General features: G+C 32.8%; 18 protein-coding genes. 4 read left to right on the top strand and 14 right to left on the bottom strand.

Translation table 11 applies throughout. The features are described 5' to 3' along the window. Nucleotides 1–132 precede the first annotated feature (132 nt). The 3 genes from ACU68U_RS01890 (at nucleotide 133) to ACU68U_RS01900 (ending at nucleotide 3,258) form a co-directional block, all read left to right on the top strand. Complete coding sequence (locus ACU68U_RS01890) at nucleotides 133–672, top strand: DUF3783 domain-containing protein (protein WP_278725352.1); 540 nt, start codon at nucleotides 133–135, stop codon at nucleotides 670–672. 284 nt (nucleotides 673–956) lie between these two features. Beyond that, nucleotides 957–1,697 carry an ABC transporter ATP-binding protein gene (locus tag ACU68U_RS01895; RefSeq protein ID WP_110058804.1) on the top strand — a complete coding sequence of 247 codons (741 nt, stop codon included), beginning with the start codon at nucleotides 957–959 and terminating at the stop codon, nucleotides 1,695–1,697. Continuing rightward, nucleotides 1,684–3,258 (top strand): antibiotic ABC transporter permease, encoded by a 1,575-nt coding sequence (locus ACU68U_RS01900; RefSeq protein ID WP_446762599.1) that lies wholly within the window; start codon nucleotides 1,684–1,686, stop codon nucleotides 3,256–3,258. The genes ACU68U_RS01895 and ACU68U_RS01900 overlap by 14 nt, the downstream gene beginning before the upstream one ends. A gap of 65 nt (nucleotides 3,259–3,323) precedes the next feature. Here ACU68U_RS01900 and ACU68U_RS01905 read toward each other — a convergent pair whose 3' ends face one another. The 4 genes from ACU68U_RS01905 to cysK all read right to left on the bottom strand — a co-directional run bounded on the left by ACU68U_RS01905 (nucleotide 3,324) and on the right by cysK (nucleotide 7,059). Beyond that, the gene (locus ACU68U_RS01905; protein ID WP_094204076.1) at nucleotides 3,324–4,415 is read right to left on the bottom strand and encodes a glycerol dehydrogenase; all 1,092 of its coding nucleotides are present in this window, start codon (nucleotides 4,413–4,415) and stop codon (nucleotides 3,324–3,326) included. A 141-nt stretch (nucleotides 4,416–4,556) separates the two neighbouring features. Further along, a complete protein-coding gene (locus tag ACU68U_RS01910) occupies nucleotides 4,557–5,558 on the bottom strand; it encodes a hypothetical protein (RefSeq protein WP_446762600.1) in 1,002 nt (333 codons plus the stop codon). A gap of 93 nt (nucleotides 5,559–5,651) precedes the next feature. Then, nucleotides 5,652–6,176, bottom strand: a complete 525-nt coding sequence (gene epsC, locus ACU68U_RS01915) for a serine O-acetyltransferase EpsC (RefSeq protein WP_446762601.1) — start codon at nucleotides 6,174–6,176, stop codon at nucleotides 5,652–5,654. Then, nucleotides 6,163–7,059 (bottom strand): cysteine synthase A, encoded by an 897-nt coding sequence (cysK, locus tag ACU68U_RS01920; RefSeq protein ID WP_446762602.1) that lies wholly within the window; start codon nucleotides 7,057–7,059, stop codon nucleotides 6,163–6,165. Before cysK ends, epsC begins: the two co-directional genes overlap by 14 nt. Before the next feature lie 108 nt (nucleotides 7,060–7,167). Here cysK and ACU68U_RS01925 point away from each other — a divergent pair, with 108 nt between their 5' ends. Continuing rightward, nucleotides 7,168–7,833, top strand: a complete 666-nt coding sequence (locus ACU68U_RS01925) for a Crp/Fnr family transcriptional regulator (RefSeq protein WP_446762603.1) — start codon at nucleotides 7,168–7,170, stop codon at nucleotides 7,831–7,833. A gap of 357 nt (nucleotides 7,834–8,190) precedes the next feature. Here the strand turns inward: ACU68U_RS01925 and fusA are convergent, their stop codons facing one another. The 10 genes from fusA to ACU68U_RS01975 form a co-directional block, all read right to left on the bottom strand. After that, nucleotides 8,191–10,248 carry an elongation factor G gene (fusA, locus tag ACU68U_RS01930; RefSeq protein WP_446762604.1) on the bottom strand — a complete coding sequence of 686 codons (2,058 nt, stop codon included), beginning with the start codon at nucleotides 10,246–10,248 and terminating at the stop codon, nucleotides 8,191–8,193. Nucleotides 10,249–10,623: 375 nt separating this feature from the next. Next, nucleotides 10,624–10,815 carry a hypothetical protein gene (locus ACU68U_RS01935; RefSeq protein WP_156850114.1) on the bottom strand — a complete coding sequence of 64 codons (192 nt, stop codon included), beginning with the start codon at nucleotides 10,813–10,815 and terminating at the stop codon, nucleotides 10,624–10,626. Nucleotides 10,816–11,253: 438 nt separating this feature from the next. Further along, the gene (locus ACU68U_RS01940; RefSeq protein ID WP_446762671.1) at nucleotides 11,254–11,937 is read right to left on the bottom strand and encodes a DUF2254 family protein; all 684 of its coding nucleotides are present in this window, start codon (nucleotides 11,935–11,937) and stop codon (nucleotides 11,254–11,256) included. Between the two features lie 23 nt (nucleotides 11,938–11,960). Further along, the gene (locus ACU68U_RS01945) at nucleotides 11,961–12,542 is read right to left on the bottom strand and encodes a DUF2254 family protein (RefSeq protein WP_446762605.1); all 582 of its coding nucleotides are present in this window, start codon (nucleotides 12,540–12,542) and stop codon (nucleotides 11,961–11,963) included. A gap of 714 nt (nucleotides 12,543–13,256) precedes the next feature. Continuing rightward, complete coding sequence (locus ACU68U_RS01950) at nucleotides 13,257–13,442, bottom strand: DUF4926 domain-containing protein (protein ID WP_094210177.1); 186 nt, start codon at nucleotides 13,440–13,442, stop codon at nucleotides 13,257–13,259. Then, nucleotides 13,442–13,774, bottom strand: coding sequence for an RNA helicase (locus tag ACU68U_RS01955; RefSeq protein ID WP_102164262.1), 333 nt, complete (start codon nucleotides 13,772–13,774; stop codon nucleotides 13,442–13,444). The genes ACU68U_RS01950 and ACU68U_RS01955 overlap by 1 nt, the downstream gene beginning before the upstream one ends. Before the next feature lie 78 nt (nucleotides 13,775–13,852). Then, on the bottom strand, nucleotides 13,853–14,425 hold the full coding sequence (locus ACU68U_RS01960) for a DUF2812 domain-containing protein (RefSeq protein WP_446762606.1): 573 nt from the start codon (nucleotides 14,423–14,425) through the stop codon (nucleotides 13,853–13,855). Continuing rightward, a complete protein-coding gene (locus ACU68U_RS01965) occupies nucleotides 14,418–14,756 on the bottom strand; it encodes a PadR family transcriptional regulator (RefSeq protein ID WP_446762607.1) in 339 nt (112 codons plus the stop codon). The genes ACU68U_RS01960 and ACU68U_RS01965 overlap by 8 nt, the downstream gene beginning before the upstream one ends. Nucleotides 14,757–15,010: 254 nt before the next feature. Then, the gene (guaA, locus tag ACU68U_RS01970; protein ID WP_446762608.1) at nucleotides 15,011–16,543 is read right to left on the bottom strand and encodes a glutamine-hydrolyzing GMP synthase; all 1,533 of its coding nucleotides are present in this window, start codon (nucleotides 16,541–16,543) and stop codon (nucleotides 15,011–15,013) included. Between the two features lie 8 nt (nucleotides 16,544–16,551). Further along, complete coding sequence (locus ACU68U_RS01975) at nucleotides 16,552–18,147, bottom strand: ABC-F family ATP-binding cassette domain-containing protein (RefSeq protein WP_446762609.1); 1,596 nt, start codon at nucleotides 18,145–18,147, stop codon at nucleotides 16,552–16,554. Nucleotides 18,148–18,255 lie beyond the last annotated feature (108 nt).

Here is an 18,255-nt window from a genome sequence, read left to right on the forward strand (position 1 = left end):
CTTAAATAGGAAGACTAGCTTCAAGGAGGGAGACTACGACCTCTATCTATACAATTATTATCCCATAAGAAAGTGGGATTGAGAATAAAATGTAGTAGTTATTACTACAACTATATTATACGAGGAGGTTTTATGGCTAGATCGATTTTAATTTACAATATGCCTGAAAATATTAAAGAATTTTTGAAGATTGAATCTGAGAAACACGATTTTGAAATAATTGAATGTGACGATTCTGATTTATGCACTAAAATATCTGTGCTTTTAAAAGAAGAAGAAGGTGATAAAATTGAGTGTGCTGAAGAAGGTGTGGATATTAATTTTCTTATGATTAATAAATTCAACAATCAAATTTTGAATAGATTTTTGAAAGATATGCAACGTGAGAATGTCTACATTCCGAATAAATGCGTCACAACTGAGCACAATATCAATTGGCCACTTAAACAACTTCTTTTGGAAAACAAGGAAGAGCACGAGGTGATGACGATTTACAAGGAACTTGCAGCTCTTAGATCCCAAGCTATTCAATTGTACAAAGAAAATGACGATGATGAACTTTATGAAACTATCAACGAAGTCACTGAATATATGCAACCGAAAGAATTTGAAAAAGATGAGCTTATCAGAAGATTCAACCATTTAAAATCAGTTATAGAAAGAATTGGCTAGATTTATTTAACTCATAGTCAAAGTAATAATCCCTCATGCTAAGAATATCATACGGAGAAAATTGCTTTGATTTCAATTCGAAAAAATCCGTAAAAATCGAACTGTTTGAACGTAAGTGAGTTTTCGATTTTAGGATTTTAAGATTTAGAAATCAACAATTTTTGTAGTCCAGATATTCGTGTATGAGGGTTTGCTTACGTATTAGAATTAGCAATAGCTAATTCTTTTTTTATGTGACACGATATCACAAGTGTGCTACGATTATGATACATGAGGAGGTATTTATGATTACTTTTGAGAATGTGACAAAAAAATATGACAAAAAAATCGCTTTGGACAATCTGGATCTCACAATTAATAGCGGCGAAATCTTCGGTCTTATTGGACATAACGGAGCTGGTAAATCAACTACGATAAAATCCTTAGTTGGTGTTATAAAACCTGAAGAAGGGACTATCAAAGTTGACGATATTGATGTAAAAGATAATCCAATGGAAGCTAAGAAAAAAATCGGATATGTATCTGACAGTCCAGATATGTTTTTGAAGATGACTCCTTACGAATTTTGGAGATTTGTAGGAACGATTTATGAAGTTGAAGAAAACAAATTCAACGCTACTTGCAAGATGCTTTCCGAAAAATTTGATTTGACAGAATTCTTCCAACCTATCGAATCTTTTTCACATGGTATGAGACAAAAAGTTTTCGTAATAGCTGCTCTGTTATCTGATCCAGATGTGTGGGTATTGGACGAACCGTTGACTGGACTTGACCCACAAAGCTCGTACAATTTGAAGGAAATGATGAGAGAACACGCCAACAAAGGAAATACTGTTTTGTTCTCAACTCATATTTTGGAAATTGCAGAAAAACTTTGCGACAGAATTGGAATTTTGCAAAAAGGAAAACTTATATTCTTAGGTACGGTTCAAGAACTAAAAGATTTACATCCGGATAAATCTTTGGAAGAAATTTATCTTGAAATGATAAAATCACACGATGAGGTTCCAAATGAACAAAACTAAATTAAAAGAATTGATGAAAATTGACTTATTGAATATAAATCCTATGCTCACAGGTCAAATCAGACAGAAGACCAAGCCTGCTGAGAACAAAAGTATTTACAAGAAAATTATCAGACAATATATAATGTCCGCTGTGATGATGCTTGTAATTTACGGACTTATGTTCGGACTTATATTTGATTACAGCAAGGCCCCTAAGGCGTATGATTTGTTCGTGTTTTACTTGGTAATTCTGGGAACTTTGCAAAACTTCATCAGCGTATTCAATCTGTTTTATGAAAACAAGGATTCGTTGAAGATGTCGTATTTCCCTATTAGCCAAAAGGAAATGTTCATATCCAAAACTTTCTTAACGATGTTGAGTTCGTTGACAATACTAAGTCCGATTTTGTTGTTGTCGATAAAATTTTTCATTGATTTCAAATTCAATATAATCTTGGCAATTTTGTTCGGAATTTTGAATTTCGTAGTTTTATTTGCTTTTACAATAATTTTGAATATTGTCGTTGCAGAACTTTTGGTGAGAACATCTGCATTGTACAAATTCAACACACAAATAATGGTTGGACTTAATATTTTCATTCAAGTTGTTGCCGTTGTGTTTGTGATTTTTATCCAAAATTCAAACATCATGAAAAATGCCACGGGACTTGGACCTATTTCAGGATTACTTCACAATCCAGTATCGGCGATTATTTTCATAGCTGTATTGGCAGTTGTTGAGGTGATATTAGGAAAGGCAATCCTAGAGTTCGCATCGAAGAACTTGTACGAACACATGAGCGATATTCAAAACAGGAATAATTCTGTTAGAAGAACAAAAGTTGACAAAGAACCAAGTAACATCGGCAAAGAAATGTTTAAATACAATAAAATGCTTTTGAGTGATGCTACAACTATCACATCTTGTATTTTATTCCCAGTAATGTTTCCAATAATAATGACATTTGCAAACTTGTCAAATATGAGAAGTGACCTCGGTACAAATATTTCCGATTTGCAATCACTTGCAGTAGCACTCAGCATTTCATTTATGTACAGTGTGTTCATTGGACTATTTCCTATGAACCTTCAATCGATAATAGTTTCATTAGACGGACAAAATCACGATTATTTGATGAGCCTACCAATGAATAAGAAAACTTATTTGAACGAAAAAGTAAAATTCTCAGCTCTAATTATGGGAGCATTATCCGCACTTGCAATATTAGGATGCTCGATATTCTTCAGAGTAAAATTCTATTTCATAATCGTTGCAATTGTGTTGAATTTAATATCTATATTCGTATTTTGTAGATTCAAAGTCGCTGGAGATTACAAACACAAATACGTAAATTGGTCCAGCATTTCAGACATAATGAACAGACAATCCAAATTCGCCTACGTTATTAAAATGATGGGACTTTCATTTTTGACGATAGCAATATTCTCAATTGTAATGTTTAGCATCCAATCAGCTCCAATTAAATGGATTCTCTTAGGAATATTAATTCCATGGGCATTAATAGTAATAGGAATTGAACTTTACAATCAAATCGGTTTTTGGAGAAAAATAAAATAGACACACAAAAATCATCCTCTTTTTAAATAGAGGATGATTTTTTAATATGCTATTAATGTGTAAATTTATTTGTGCTCTTCGTAGTATCTTGTTCCCAATACATCAGCTGTCAATACGAAATCTCTTAATTTTTCCGGAGTGATTTCTCCAACTACGTTGTGAATAGTTTCTCCTTCAACACAGGCTTTTTCACAACCTACCATTATATTTTCAGCTTTTATATTCATATCTTTCAAAGTGATTGGAAGTCCAACTTTGTAGCAGAAATCCATTACCTTCATCAATTCATCTTTTGGAGCTGATTCCATCAACAATTGCACGATTGTACCAAAAGCTACGATTTCTCCGTGCATTGCAGACACACCTTCTATTTCAGTAAATCCGTTGTAGATAGAATGTGCCGCTGCAAGTCCACCATTGTCTGCCCCAACGCCACTTAGATAAGTTGCTGCTTCGATAACTTTTTCTACAGATTCATTCAACAAATGATTATCCACAGATTTCTTGGCAATTTCTCCATGTTCAAACAAAATTTCATTGCACAATTTGCAAAGTGCCATAGCTGACTCACTGATTCCACCATTTTCAAGTGAAGGTGCATCAACCTTTTTACAGCTTCTTGCTTCGTAGTAAGTTCCCAAAGCATCGCCCATTCCTGCAACCAAAAATCTCACCGGAGCGTTTGCAATTATTGTAGTATCCACGATTACCATGTTAGGATTATCTGGATAGAAAATATATCTGTCAAATGTGTGATCATCATTGTAAATAACAGAAAGTCCAGTACATGGAGCATCAGTCGCTACAACTGTAGGAACTACCAAAACTGGTTTATTTTCATAAAACGCCGTAGCCTTTGCAGTATCAATAGCAGATCCTCCACCGATTCCAACCACTGCATCGATTTTTTCATCGACGACGATTTTTCTCATTCTCTCTATTTCTCCATTAGAAGAAATCCCTGAGAAAATTTCATATTTTCTAAAAGCGTCAGTTCCTTCAAAACTTTTTTCGATTTTTTCCTTACAATCATTCAATCCTCTTTTTGAAGATACGAACAAAAACCTGTTTCCATAATCTTTTGCGTATTTACCAAATTCATTCAAAGCGTCTTTGCCTTGAACGTATTTTTGAGGTGTTCTAATTAATTTTAACATTTAATTCTCCTTTCGTAATTTTGATAAACAAGGTTATTTATTTAACATTCATGTCCAAAAAACCTCTAAAATATTTATACCCAAATAGATAAAACAAAAACAGCAACAAACTTTTTTCGTTCATTGCTGTTTATTTTGAAATTATTTTGGTTGAATGTAGTCTACTAAGAAAAGTTCTTCTGTTCCATCACTTGTAACTCTTACAACTACATCTTCTTGATCTTTATCGTTGTATTGTCTGGTTAATATGATGTCTCCTTTTTCAAAGCTGAAATTATACGGAAATGATTGATTGTAACCTATTGTCGTAAAATCTTTGAAGTATTCCGTATCTTTAATTCGGTATAATTTTTCGTGAGGATATAGGGTGTACTTGTGACTTATAATTCCATAATAATCTGCTTCAAATTCTCTTCCATTATATGTGATTTTTTCTGTTGAGATTGGTTTGAGATTTTTACTTTTCAACAAATTAACTGTGTGAAGATTTTTAATTTTATCTTGTATAATCTTCGTCATATTATCATTAACATAACCTATTCCATCTATATGTGCCAATCCAAAAAATCCAATAACATCTCCTTTTGTCTTGTTATATGTATCCATAAAATTTTCTGCCATCATTTTATCTCTGTACTCACTAGCTTTTAAATGATCAACTTTTTCTTTGCCATAGAAATTCTTGCCTTGTTCTATCGCTCTTTCAGTAAGTTCAATATCTTCTTTGTCGCCCTTTTCTTTTGCTAATTTTAGGTAATCCTTGCCGATGATATCATAAGCATGTCCCACATCGACACCGTAGAATCTAATATCATTCATTTCTTTCTTAATAGTTTTATAAAATTCAATAGTGTAATCATAATCATAATTTCCATATTCTTTAAAAAAATCATACATTTTGTTCAAATATTCATCATTATCTGATTTCATCCACAAATTAAGATATTGTGCACAATAATGAGGAGACTCTAGAAAATAATTCCTACCACCTTTTTTGTAGTAATCTCTCAAAATGTTTAATTCTTCATTATAAATAGGTTTTATATCGTGGTCTTCTCCATACAAATACACATCTCTCTTTCCAATGCTGCATGAGCTCAACATCAAAAGCGCCATTAAAATTGCAAATATTTTCTTTTTCATAAAATTCCTCCTGCTAGCTTATAAATCCATTCTATCACAAAACAAAAAAATCTCCTCAGCAAATAAATTTACCAAAGAGATTTAAATTCATTATTAATGGTGTCTTATTATTTTTGCAGGCATTCCAACTGCTGTGCAATCACTTGGAACATCATGTAAAACAACTGCTCCTGCTCCTATTTTCGCACGATCTCCTATTTTAATCGGCCCCAAAACAGTCGCTCCAGTTCCAATTATAACATTATCACCTACGATAGGATGACGTTGGTGTTCTTTTTCGTTGCCAGTACCACCAAGCGTTACGTTATGATAAAAGTGACAATTATTCCCTACAATCGCGGTCTCTCCAATTACAACTGCCATCGCATGATCTATGAATAGATTCTTGCCGATAGTCGCTCCTGGATGAATTTCAATTCCTGTTTTACGCCTCGCTCTTTGTGAGAAAAATCTGGCAAGAGTTGTGTGCTTTTTTCTATAAAAATAATTTGCGATTCTGTGATAAATCAAAGCCCTCACGATTGGATACATAAATAACGCTTCAAATTTCGTGCGACATGCAGGATCTTCCTTTAAAATAAAATCACCGTATTCAGATAATCTTTTAATTAGCCTCATTTTCAAATAATTCAGTCGACAAGTATCTTTCTCCAGTATCTGGGAGAACAGTAACTATCGGACCATCAACTTTCTCTAACATTTTTAATGCTCCGAATACATTTGCGCCCGAAGAAATTCCCACCAAAAGTCCTTCTTCTTTTGCAAGTCTTCTTGCCATATCCAAAGCATCATCACCCTTTACAGTGATAACTTCGTCTAACATATCCCTATCCAAAATTTCTGGAACAAAGTTTGCTCCAATTCCTTGGATTTTGTGTCCACCAGCTTTTCCAGTGCTTAACAACGCTGATTCTTCTGGTTCAATTGCCCACACAGCTACATTTTCATTCTTTTCCTTTAAGAAATGACCAACACCACTAACAGTTCCACCTGTTCCTACACCAGCGATAAATCCTTTAATCTCTGGTAATTCAGAATAGATTTCAGGACCTGTGTATTTTTCGTGAGCCAAAGTGTTGTAAGGATTTGCAAATTGATTTGGCATAAAATATTCGCCAGTAGCTTCCAATTCTTTCGCCTTATCAACAGCTGCTTGCATACCACCTTCGCCAGTCAAAATAATTGTAGCACCATAAGCTTGCATCAATTTACGTCTTTCGATAGACATTGATTCTGGCATAACAATCGTAACTTCGTATCCCAAAGTTTTACCAATCATTGCAATCGCAATTCCCGTGTTACCACTTGTTGGTTCAACAATCTTCATGCCTGGTTTTAATGAACCATCATCAATCGCACCTTTTATCATTTCAAGAGCTGCTCTGTCTTTGATCGAACCAGTTGCATTTTCCTTTTCAACCTTAACATAAATATTTCCATTTCCTATGTTTTTCAATCTAACAAGTCTTGTATTTCCAATAGTATCTAAAATATTTTTCATTTTTCTCTCCTTTGTTTCCATATATAATAAAGCACATTTGATTTTATGTCTATAGTTTAATATAATTTAATGAAAAAGTACGTTGTTAAAACAACATAAGAGGTAGAAATGGAAATATTAAAATCAGAATTATTTAAAAACTTCTCAAAACAAGAAATCGAACAACTATTAAACTCAAATTTTATTTACCAAAAATCCTATAAAAAACACCAATACATATACAAATCCGGAAACATAACAGACACATTCGGATTAATACTCAAAGGAAAAGTTAGATTAGAAATCACAAATTATTGGGGAAGTAGAATTATACTTTCAAACAGAAACAAATTTCAAATTATAGCAGAGTCTTACGCAATAAGCGGCGAAAAATTAATCATAGATGTAGTTGCAAGTGAAGACTGTGAAATCTTGTTCATAAAAACAAATGAAATTTTCTCAAATCACAACGATTATAACGACAAATTAATCAAAAATCTTCTCCTCATATTATCGAACGACAACTATTCACTATCACAAAAACTTTGCCAATCCTCCTTCAAAAAAATTCGCCAAAAACTATCCGTCTACCTTAGCTCTGTCGCCCTAAAAAAAGAAACCAACGAATTCGACATACCATTTAATAGACAAGAACTCGCAGATTATCTAAACATCGACAGAAGTGCACTATCAAAGGAACTAATGGAAATGAAAAAAGAAGGACTACTTGATTACAACAAAAACCACTTCTCACTTTACAAAAACTTCAAGGAAGAATACTTCTACGTAATCTAGTCAGTTCTAGTCTTACTGAATCTGACAATACGGATTTTTATGTGAAATCTCTCAGCATTCCAGCAAACAATTGAAGCTTAAGAATATCCTCTGGAGAAAATAATCATAAATTCAAGCGAAGTTAGTCGTTAAAAAATTGTGCTGTCTGAGTGCGTAGCACGAGTTCACAATTTTAGGCTAACGAGCTTAGAATTTATTTATTTTCGTAAGCGAGATATTCGATAGCGAGATGTTTGCTCGTACGTCAGCAAGCCATTCCCATCTGACGAAAACTCTTAGCTCAAACTTTGCTCATACGTCAGCAAGCTTTTTCTCACGCAAAAATGCCCCTATCAAACGATAAGGGCATCTCTAATTTTATTGTTCTTTAATTATTTCTTCTGTAACATTAGAAGGAACTTCTTCATATCTCACAAATTCCATTTCAAATTCTCCTCTTGCTTGAGTCATTGATCTCAAATCTATTGAATATTCAAATAATTCTTTGTGAGGAGCTTCTGCGATTACTACTTGGTTACCATCCTCGTCAGATTCCATTCCCAATATTTTACCACGGCGTTTGTTCATATCTCCCATTACATCTCCCATGTATTCTTCAGGGATTTTGATTGTAACTTTCATAATAGGTTCTAATAAAATTGGTTTCGCTTCTTCAATTCCTTTTTTAAATGCGATTTGAGCTGCGATCTTGAATGCCATTTCATTTGAATCTACTGGGTGATATTTTCCATCGTAAAGAATCGCTTTAACGCCAACTACAGGATATCCTGCCAAAGGTCCCTTTTCCAAAGATTCTTCCAAGCCTTTTTCAACTGCTGGGAAGAAATTCTTAGGAACAGCTCCACCGAATACTTCTTCTTCAAATACGAAGTTTTCTTCAGAATCTGTCAATGGTTCAAATCTAATAAATACATCCGCAAATTGTCCAGCACCACCAGATTGTTTCTTGTGTTTTCCTTCGACGTCTGATTTTGATTTGATAGTTTCACGGTATGCAATTCTCAATGGAACAACTTCCGTTTCTACTTGGTATTCATCTTTTAATCTGTCCATCATTACTTGAAGTTGAACATTGCCTCGTCCACCGATTAATAATTGCTTAGTTTCATTATTTCTTTCAGATACAAATGACAAATCTTCAGTTTGCAATTTAGTTAATGCACTAGAAATTTTATCGTCATCTGATTTTGATTTTGGTTGAATTGCAAAGAATAATGTTGCAGGTTTTAATTTCAAACGTTTGTAAACTGTTGGATCATTCTTGTCAGAAATAGTATCTCCTGTTTCTGTTTCAACTAATTTACTAATCGCACCGATGTCACCTGCGTGTACTTCATCGGTTTTTATTTGTTCCTTGCCACGTAAGAAGAACAAATCACCAATTTTTTCGTCAACTTCCTTGCTTGAATTATATATTAAAGTATCTTTGGTTATTTTACCTGATATAACCTTGAAAATTGAAATCTTTCCAACAAAAGGATCCACAATTGTCTTAAATACAACTGCACTCATTGGTTCGTCAACAGAGAACTTACGTTGCTTGTCGTCAGAATGTCTGAATCCGTATTTTGCTCTTTCATCGTCAGGTGTTGGCATGTATTTTTCGATAATTTCTAATAAAACATCAACACCTACTCCTGTAAGCGCACTTCCTGCAATAAGTGGCACACAGCTACCTTCAAGTAAAGCTGATACCAAAGCTTTTTTGAATTCTTCGTGTGTAAATTCTTCTCCGTTGAAATATTTTTCCATCAATTCGTCGTCTGTTTGAGCGACAACTTCACAAATTTCATCGAATACGACATTAACTTCATCCACTCTATCTTCCGGAATAGGAACTTCCTTAAATTCGAAACCATTGTATTCATATGCTTTCTTGTCGATAACATCGATAACTCCCTTAAAATCTTCGCCTTCACCAAGAGTCAAAGTGAACGGAATAATATTATTTCCAAACTTAACGTGCAAATCACTAACGCATTTGTTAAAATTAGCGTTTTCTTTTTCCATTTTATTTACGAAAATAATTCTTGGAAGATCTATTGATTGAGTATAACGAAGAACTTTTTCTGTTCCTACTTCTATACCATTAACAGCATCAATAACAATAAGCGCTGCTTCTGATGCTCTTAGTGATTGATACACTTCTCTTTCGAAATCAAAATAGCCCGGAGTGTCTATGAAATTGATTTTTATGTCATTGTGTTCGATTGGAATAACAGAGCTGGATATAGAAATACCCCTCTTCATTTCTTGTTTAGAATAGTCAGAAACTGTGTTTTTGTCCTCAACTTTTCCTACTCTGTTAATCACATTGGTTAAGTATAGGCATGCTTCAGTGAGTTGAGTTTTTCCACTTCCACTATGCCCAACCAAGCTAAGATTTCTGATTTTGTTTGTTGGATAAGATTTCATAATTGTGCCTCCTATTATTTATAAGAAAACATTTGCATTTTTATTGCATAGTTTAATACGCAAATTGATAAATAAATTTGCCAAACAATATTTATAATATCGTTTGCAAAATGACCGCAACGTTTCTCTTATATTATTAAAATATATATACCCAAAAATCAAAATTCCTAACAATTTAAAAAATATTATACAAAAATTCCTCCTTACATATTTATATTTTTTTAAATGAGATTTTATTTTGCTTTAAGCTAAATCTAATGTCTTCCATATGCATAACAGGTTGTTTTTTTCTCTGACATCATTCGCTCAACACACTTAAGAGTACAAAAAAAGCACAGCTAAGATCTAACTGTATAAATCAATTAGTGTGCTTAATTAGTCTAATATTTCTATCGATTTGATGTCTGATTCATAAAAAACCCAAATATCTCCATTAACTCTCATCTCTAAAACATCTTCTTCGACTTCATAGTCATATTTTGCGCAATAGTGTGCATACCCATCATAGCTATTTCCCTTTATATCTGTTAATCTAATATATTGTGCATTGTATTCTAATAATTTCACATTTTACTCCGTTCTTTTAATATATGTTGGAATTAAATGCTCTCAACTCTTACTATAGTGTATAGTAAATCCATTTATGTTTATTAGTTATTGTTTGTAACATCATCCCTGTATTTGGAAATTAATCAATCCTCTTTAACATTATAAAAATTAGGATCACACCTGCATTGCAGGAACTATCCTATGCTAACTGAAGCTATAAAAGGTAGACTTACTCTTAGAGCACATTTTGTGGATATGTCCAGGGAATAAAGTTATAGGATGGAAGATGCAATGGAGTGGTCAAATAATTTATTAAATGTATGTAAACGCCTTTACCTTATGGGAAAGGACGAATGTGGTCAACTTTCTACTATATGTAGATCAATTTTCGGTTAACATTTACAATCAAATGACCACATTTTCCATTTTATTCTGAATCGATTCAGATGTATTTTCCTATAAGCTTACGTGCTCTTCCATTTTGTTTCTTATTCTTTTAAAAATATCCAAATGAATTTCGTGAGTAAAATTTTCTATTAAAATTTCATAACTATCATCAAAAAATTCTTTTATGCTTTTTTTAGCACCTATATCAGCCATTGTGTATATGATAAAAATTCCTTCTAAAATTGCTTTGGTAACCAAAGGATCACCTGCTGAATAGGAAATTATCTGGCTGAAACCAAGATATAGTTCATCCTCCACAGAATAACTTTGATAAATTATTTTTACATCTTCGTCCTCTTTCATGATTATAAAATGATTGCCTGCAGATAAGAGTTTCCCAAGCAATGATGACATTTTATTTATACAAATTATTGCAGTATTTGGGTCATTTGTGCCAGGACTTAGCGCCATATTCGCAATTTCCGTTAAGTTTACAATTCCACGATGATAATCTTCTTCTCTATTATTGTAAGCATTAATTATAAACAATGGACTTAATTTTTCTTTTAATTCTTTTTTATTATTATCATCTAACTCACATTCAAAAATATTTAATTCCCCTACGCTTTCTCCTTTGGTTGTGTATTCACCAATTCTTTTGTTTATAACAAGTTCTGCTCTTATGCCATCAAGCTCTTTAAAAATCTCATCTGCTTTTATTTCAAATAAATAACCTGAGCTCTCAGCTACAATTGATAACTTTGTAGATTCGTCATCTACTTCATAATGCTTAGCTTTTTTCTTAGTTCTACCTCTTTATCAATAAGTTTCTCGCAATCATTAAAAATATTTTCTATTATATTTGATACTTTTAGATTATCAAGAACCTGTCTTGAGAAAGCGATAAAACTTAGCATCGCAATTATGGAATAAGCAATTCCAAGACTTCCAGCGACAACATGTTGGTATGGAGCAATATCTTGCAATAATAGGATACTGATTACTGAATAGAAAAAACCACTGACAAATATACCATATAAACCAAGAACTCCGGTCCTATCTATGAAACTCTGAAGCATCCTAGGTGATATGCTACTGCTATATTTATTAAGTACAGTGACAATAATTGTAAAACAAAAAGTACTTATAGTCAAAAATATTCCAGATATATTAGAAAGGAAGTCTATCGAAACTTCAACCGACAACAATAGTTGTTTGGGAATATAAGATTTAATTTCAATATATTGATGATCAAAAATCCAGGTAACTAAAAGAAGCGACACTGTTAAAATTAAAAATCTTGACATCCTTAAAAAATTCTTATGATTAAAAAACCACAATTTAATTTTGGACAACATACATCAATCCTCCTGTTTAAATATTGTAATTATTAGACTATATTATCATATACTTGATTTTTGTACAATATGAATTTATATATTTATATCCTTGTCATTGAAAATTCACTGGCGATTTTCTCGTTTATTTCCCCAATCTATCATCAATCAATCTATAAAAGAAACTACTCAAGTACGCCGCAATGAGGTGCTTTCGAGACAAGCCTAGTTCACCATTTAAAATGCTACAACAATTTGCGGAAATAAATGGATGGATTAGACGCCGATGAGGAGCCTCGCAGTCGAGTCGTACAATTAGTACGTCGAGGTTGTGAGGCGACGAAACAAGTTTAATACGCCATTTAGACCGCAAATTTATTCCCACTCTTCTTTTCCAAACGTCCGATATATCCCAAAACATTCAAAATAATAGGTTCTATTTTTTAGAGTATCACTAAATCCACCTAATTATAGGACGTTTTTAAATTTTAAATCCCGTCCCCGTCCCAGAATTAAATTTAATTTCAGAGATATAAATCTTGATCATGATCATAACATAATTTCTCTATTGAGCAATTAGTTTCCATTAGACATTTTGATGACATTACCCAATCCTTTGTGATTTAACGATAAAATACACGGTGTTTAACAAAAGTAATTAATTCAAATGGATATAAAAATAGAGCTTGTATGATTCGTTTTTTACAAGCTCTATTTACAAAAGTTTAAATCATATTAGAAAGAATTTATTAGTTCTAATTTATTTAAAGGAGTCATAATTACATCTATGGTGTCTCCATCTTTATCAAAAAATTCAACTTCACAATTTTTATCATTATAAAGTAAAACAATCGTTCCCTTTGTTCCTTTAATTATTTCTTTGTAATCCTCTTTCAATCTTACTTCATCTAATTCTTTCATTATAAATTTTTAACCCTCTCAGTCTCTCTATCATCAATTTCAAAAGAGCCATCATTTAATTCGTCAAGTCTTTTAATAAGTTTCTCAAGCAGGTCAAGCATTTTGTATTTATCTTTTTTCTCTTTTTCCTTATCAAAATACACAGGTTCATCATTGTAATTGATTTTATAGTATGATGAATATAAATTCGAAATTTCATTATTTAGTTTTTGGATATATTCGTCATCGTCAACAACATCTATTCCTGTAACTAATTCTTTCTTTTTTGTATCATATATATCCTTCCAAAGTGGACCAGATATAAAATCTAACATTATTATTAATTTTTTCATTATCTTGAACCTCCTCCTGGATAAACTGATACTATAAATCCATTTGTTCCTACTCCTGTAATTACAATATATTCTCCTTTACTTTTCTTTAATTGAGTACCATTTATATAAGCCATGACTTGCTAATATAAATAAAAATGTTCCTAAAATTATTGATTTATAATCAATTATTTTAAATAAACCTAAGACCATCAAAAGAACAGAGGTAGTGATAAGATAATAATATGGTGCTTTTCTCCTATTAATATCTAAATTCTTACTCTCCCTATCTGAAAAAACTGGAATTTCTTTATTTCCATCTGATTCAATTATCAAGATTTCCTTATTAATCATTCCAGGATAAGTCGCTATCATACCTTTAGGTGAGTTATAAGGTCTTAATTTCACGTTGCCTAAACTAAACTTTCCAATATTAAGTGGAGCAGTAAAAACTTTAAAATTCATTTCCTTTAAAAAATCAGAGTATTTTTTTCTTTCTGTATTACTCATATATCCGACATACTGTACTGAATATTTGTGATCTGAATTAGTTTTTTCAAATTCATGTAAAATTGATCCACTTTTTACGAGACGATACCCTTCACTTGCAATTTGATTAATGTATTTTTCTCTGCCTTCTATTGGATTCATAAAAACTCTTATTTTATTCATAATTTCCCTCCTTCTTTAATTTCTTTTCCCCCTCTAAGACTAAAGTTCTCATCCTATCAATCTCTAATAATACTAATTTTTTTCCAATGTCAGTTGCTATATAGACTTTTTTTCCACTCTCCTTATCTTTATCAACTAACTTGATCCAGCCTTTTTTGCTAAGATTGTTTATCGCACCATACAGTGTACCTGGCCCTAAAACAATTCTTCCTCCTGTTATTTCTTCGACTTCTTGTGAAACTTTATAGCCATAGTTTTCTTCTAGCATTGTTAGTAAAACTAGAAACATCGTTTCCGTCAAAGGAATATTTTTCTCTAAATTATCACCCATTATCAACACCCCCGTATCTAATTATCTAAAGTATATCACCAAACTTACTACGTATCAAGTAGTATGTATAGCGTAATTATTATTTTTAAAAAGACCGTAGCTTGAAACTACGGTCTAATTTTTTGTCCAAATGTAAACCACTTGGAACTATTATTCAATTTATTCTTTTTTATAAATGTTCCCATTTTAATCCCAGTTACAGTTTTTAATCTTCTGTAACCATTGATTTTACAAAGTTTTTAATTTTTTTGCGATTATTCCCATTCAATTGTTGCTGGTGGTTTACTTGTAATATCGTAAACTATTCTATTGATGTGGTCTACTTCGTTAATTATTCTTACTGAAGTTTTGTCTAATACTTCGTATGGGATTCTTGCCCAATCGGCTGTCATGAAGTCTGTTGTTGTTACGGCTCTTAATGCCAATGTGTAATCGTAAGTTCTGAAATCCCCCATTACTCCTACTGTTCTGTTGTTAGTGATTACTGCGAAGTATTGGTTGATGTCTTTGTCAATTCCTGCTTTTGCGACTTCGTCTCTGAATATATAGTCTGCTTCACGCAACACTTCTAATTTTTCTTCAGTAATTTCTCCCATAACTCTGATTCCAAGTCCTGGTCCTGGGAATGGTTGACGATATACCAAATATTCTGGCATTTCTAATTCTAATCCCAATCTTCTGACTTCGTCTTTGAATAAATCACGAAGTGGTTCGATTAAATCTTTGAAATCAACTACATCAGGAAGTCCACCAACGTTGTGGTGAGATTTGATAACTGATGCATCGCCTTGTCCAGATTCTATTACATCGGGATAGATTGTCCCTTGTGCTAGGAAATCCACAGATCCGATTTTCTTAGCTTCATCTTCAAATACTCTTATGAATTCTTCTCCGATGATTTTTCTCTTTTGTTCTGGATCTGATACGCCTTTTAATTTATCTAGGAATCTGTCTTTTGCATCTACTCTTACGAAGTTCAATTCGTCATTTTTGAATGCGGCTTCAACTTCGTCGCCTTCATTTTTTCTCATCAAACCGTGGTCAACGAATACACATGTCAAGTTTTTGCCGATTGCTCTTGATAAAAGTGATGCACATACGGAACTGTCTACCCCACCTGATAATGCCAACAAAACTTTTTTGTCGCCGACAGTTTTTCTGATTTTTTGGATTTGTTCTTCCAAGAAGTTTTCCATTGTCCAATCTCCGTCTGCTTTACAGATTTCATAAAGGAAGTTTTTGATAAGTATTTTACCTTCAACTGTATGGTTAACTTCTGGGTGATATTGAACAGCGTAGATTTTCTTGTCTTCATTTGCAATTGCTGCTACTGGGCAAGAATCCGTTATTTGAATGATGTCAAATCCTTCTGGTTTTTCTGATACGAAATCAGTGTGACTCATCCACACGATGCTTTCGTCGCTCATATCTTTTAAGATAGAACTTTGATTTGCAATTTTGGCCTTAGTTTTACCAAATTCACGATTTTTTGCTTTTTCAACAACTCCACCAAAATCTTTGGAGATAAGTTGCATTCCGTAGCACATTCCCAAAATAGGAATATTTAATTCAAAAATTTCTTTGTCAATTTGTGGAGAATTTTCTTCGTAAACGCTGTTTGGTCCACCTGTAAAGATTATCCCGATTGGTTGTTTTTCTTTGATAACATCCAATGCTTTTTTGTAAGGAACAACTTCGCAGTACACGTTCAAATCTCTAACACGACGAGCGATTAGTTGATTATATTGTCCTCCAAAATCTACTACAATAACTAATTGATGTTTCATTTCTACTCCTAATTATTAGTTAAATATTTTTCTATATAGTCTTCGTAATTTGTTGATACGTCACGATAAGTTCCGTCATCAAATATTTCAATAATTCTATTTGCAACAGAAGATACAAATTGGTGATCGAGTGATGTGAACAAAATATTTGATTTGAATGTAATCAAGCCGTTATTTACAGCTTCGATACTTTCCAAATCCAAATGGTTTGTAGGTTGGTCGAACACCAAGACATTGGCTGGTGTTACCATCATTTTGGAAAACATCATTCTGACTTTTTCGCCCCCGCTAAGAACGTTGGCTTTCTTCAAAGCTTCATCACCTGAAAAAAGCATCTTTCCCAAAAATCCTCTGATGTGAATTTCAGATTTTTCTTCGCTGAATTGTCTCAACCAATCAATCAAATTCAAATCGCAATTTTCGAAGAACCTAGTATTATCTTTTGGAAAATACGTGTGAGTTATAGTTTGTCCCCATTTGTATTCTCCTGTATAATCATCATCGTTTCCGTTGATTATTTCGAAGAATTTCGTGATGGCGATTTCGTTTCCGATGAATCCAATCTTATCTCCTTTGTTTACTCTGAAGCTCAAATTATCGATAAGCTTGTTGCCATTTTGTTCTACAGTCAAGTTTTCCACATTCAAAATTTCATTGCCAACTTCTCTTGAAAGTTCAAATCCAACGAATGGATAACGTCTACTAGATGGTTTAATGTCATCTAATGTGATTTTATCGAGAAGTTTCTTCCTACTTGTAGCTTGCTTGGATTTTGATTTATTGGCAGAAAATCTTTGAATGAAATCTTGAAGTTCTTTGATTTTGTCTTCTTTTTTCTTGTTTTGCTCTTTTTGCATTCGAAGTGCAAGTTGGCTTGATTCATACCAGAAATCGTAGTTACCAACGAACATATTAATCTTTCCGTAGTCGACATCGACCATATGAGTGCACACTTCGTTTAAGAAATATCTATCGTGAGATACTATGATTACAATTCCTGGAAAATCCATCAGAAAATCTTGTAGCCACAATATTGCTTTCAAATCCAAACCATTTGTAGGTTCGTCTAGTAGTAATATTCCTGGATTTCCGAACAAAGCTTGTGCCAATAACACCTTTACCTTGTCAGATTCTTTCAAATCTTTCATCAACATAAAATGTTGTTGTGTCGTTATTCCCAAACCTTGCAGCAAAGATGAACTTTCCGCTTCTGCTTCATATCCTCCAAGTTCTTGGAATTCTGCTTCTAATTCCGCTGCTCTCATTCCATCTTCATCGCTGAAATCTGGCTTCATGTATATAGCATCTTTTTCTTTTTGGATATCGTAAAGCTTTTTGTTTCCCATCAAAACTGTATCCATTACGCTGTTTTCTTCAAAAGCGTAGTGATCTTGGTTAAGTTTTGATAATCTTGTGTTCTTATCTATCGTGACATTGCCTTTTGTAGGCTCTTTTTCTCCGGATAAAATTTTGAGGAATGTAGATTTCCCAGCACCATTCGCACCAATAACTCCGTAACAGTTACCTGGATTAAAAATTAGGTTAACATCCTCAAATAATTTTTTATCGGGGAATATGACACTTAAATTGTTAACTGTTAACATCTAAATCCCTCCAATACTCACATATTATACCATAAAAGTATTATCAAGTCTTGATATCACAATATTTGGATACATTTTTCAATTCAAAAACAACCATTTAATTTTGAA

The organism is Finegoldia sp. P3-F-LR, assembly GCF_052932165.1.

Excerpts from the sequence above, each read along its gene's own strand:
- ACU68U_RS01895 (WP_110058804.1), top strand. The coding sequence starts at position 957 with ATGATTACTTTTGAGAATGTGACAAAAAAATATGACAAAAAAATCGCT.
- ACU68U_RS01975 (WP_446762609.1), bottom strand. The coding sequence starts at position 18,147 with ATGTTAACAGTTAACAATTTAAGTGTCATATTCCCCGATAAAAAATTA.
- ACU68U_RS01965 (WP_446762607.1), bottom strand. The coding sequence starts at position 14,756 with ATGGGTGATAATTTAGAGAAAAATATTCCTTTGACGGAAACGATGTTT.
- ACU68U_RS01945 (WP_446762605.1), bottom strand. The coding sequence starts at position 12,542 with ATGTTGTCCAAAATTAAATTGTGGTTTTTTAATCATAAGAATTTTTTA.
- cysK (WP_446762602.1), bottom strand. The coding sequence starts at position 7,059 with ATGAAAAATATTTTAGATACTATTGGAAATACAAGACTTGTTAGATTG.
- ACU68U_RS01950 (WP_094210177.1), bottom strand. The coding sequence starts at position 13,442 with ATGAAAGAATTAGATGAAGTAAGATTGAAAGAGGATTACAAAGAAATA.
- ACU68U_RS01955 (WP_102164262.1), bottom strand. The coding sequence starts at position 13,774 with ATGAAAAAATTAATAATAATGTTAGATTTTATATCTGGTCCACTTTGG.
- ACU68U_RS01900 (WP_446762599.1), top strand. The coding sequence starts at position 1,684 with ATGAACAAAACTAAATTAAAAGAATTGATGAAAATTGACTTATTGAAT.
- ACU68U_RS01925 (WP_446762603.1), top strand. The coding sequence starts at position 7,168 with ATGGAAATATTAAAATCAGAATTATTTAAAAACTTCTCAAAACAAGAA.
- fusA (WP_446762604.1), bottom strand. The coding sequence starts at position 10,248 with ATGAAATCTTATCCAACAAACAAAATCAGAAATCTTAGCTTGGTTGGG.
- ACU68U_RS01905 (WP_094204076.1), bottom strand. The coding sequence starts at position 4,415 with ATGTTAAAATTAATTAGAACACCTCAAAAATACGTTCAAGGCAAAGAC.
- guaA (WP_446762608.1), bottom strand. The coding sequence starts at position 16,543 with ATGAAACATCAATTAGTTATTGTAGTAGATTTTGGAGGACAATATAAT.
- epsC (WP_446762601.1), bottom strand. The coding sequence starts at position 6,176 with ATGAGGCTAATTAAAAGATTATCTGAATACGGTGATTTTATTTTAAAG.
- ACU68U_RS01910 (WP_446762600.1), bottom strand. The coding sequence starts at position 5,558 with ATGAAAAAGAAAATATTTGCAATTTTAATGGCGCTTTTGATGTTGAGC.
- ACU68U_RS01890 (WP_278725352.1), top strand. The coding sequence starts at position 133 with ATGGCTAGATCGATTTTAATTTACAATATGCCTGAAAATATTAAAGAA.
- ACU68U_RS01960 (WP_446762606.1), bottom strand. The coding sequence starts at position 14,425 with ATGAATAAAATAAGAGTTTTTATGAATCCAATAGAAGGCAGAGAAAAA.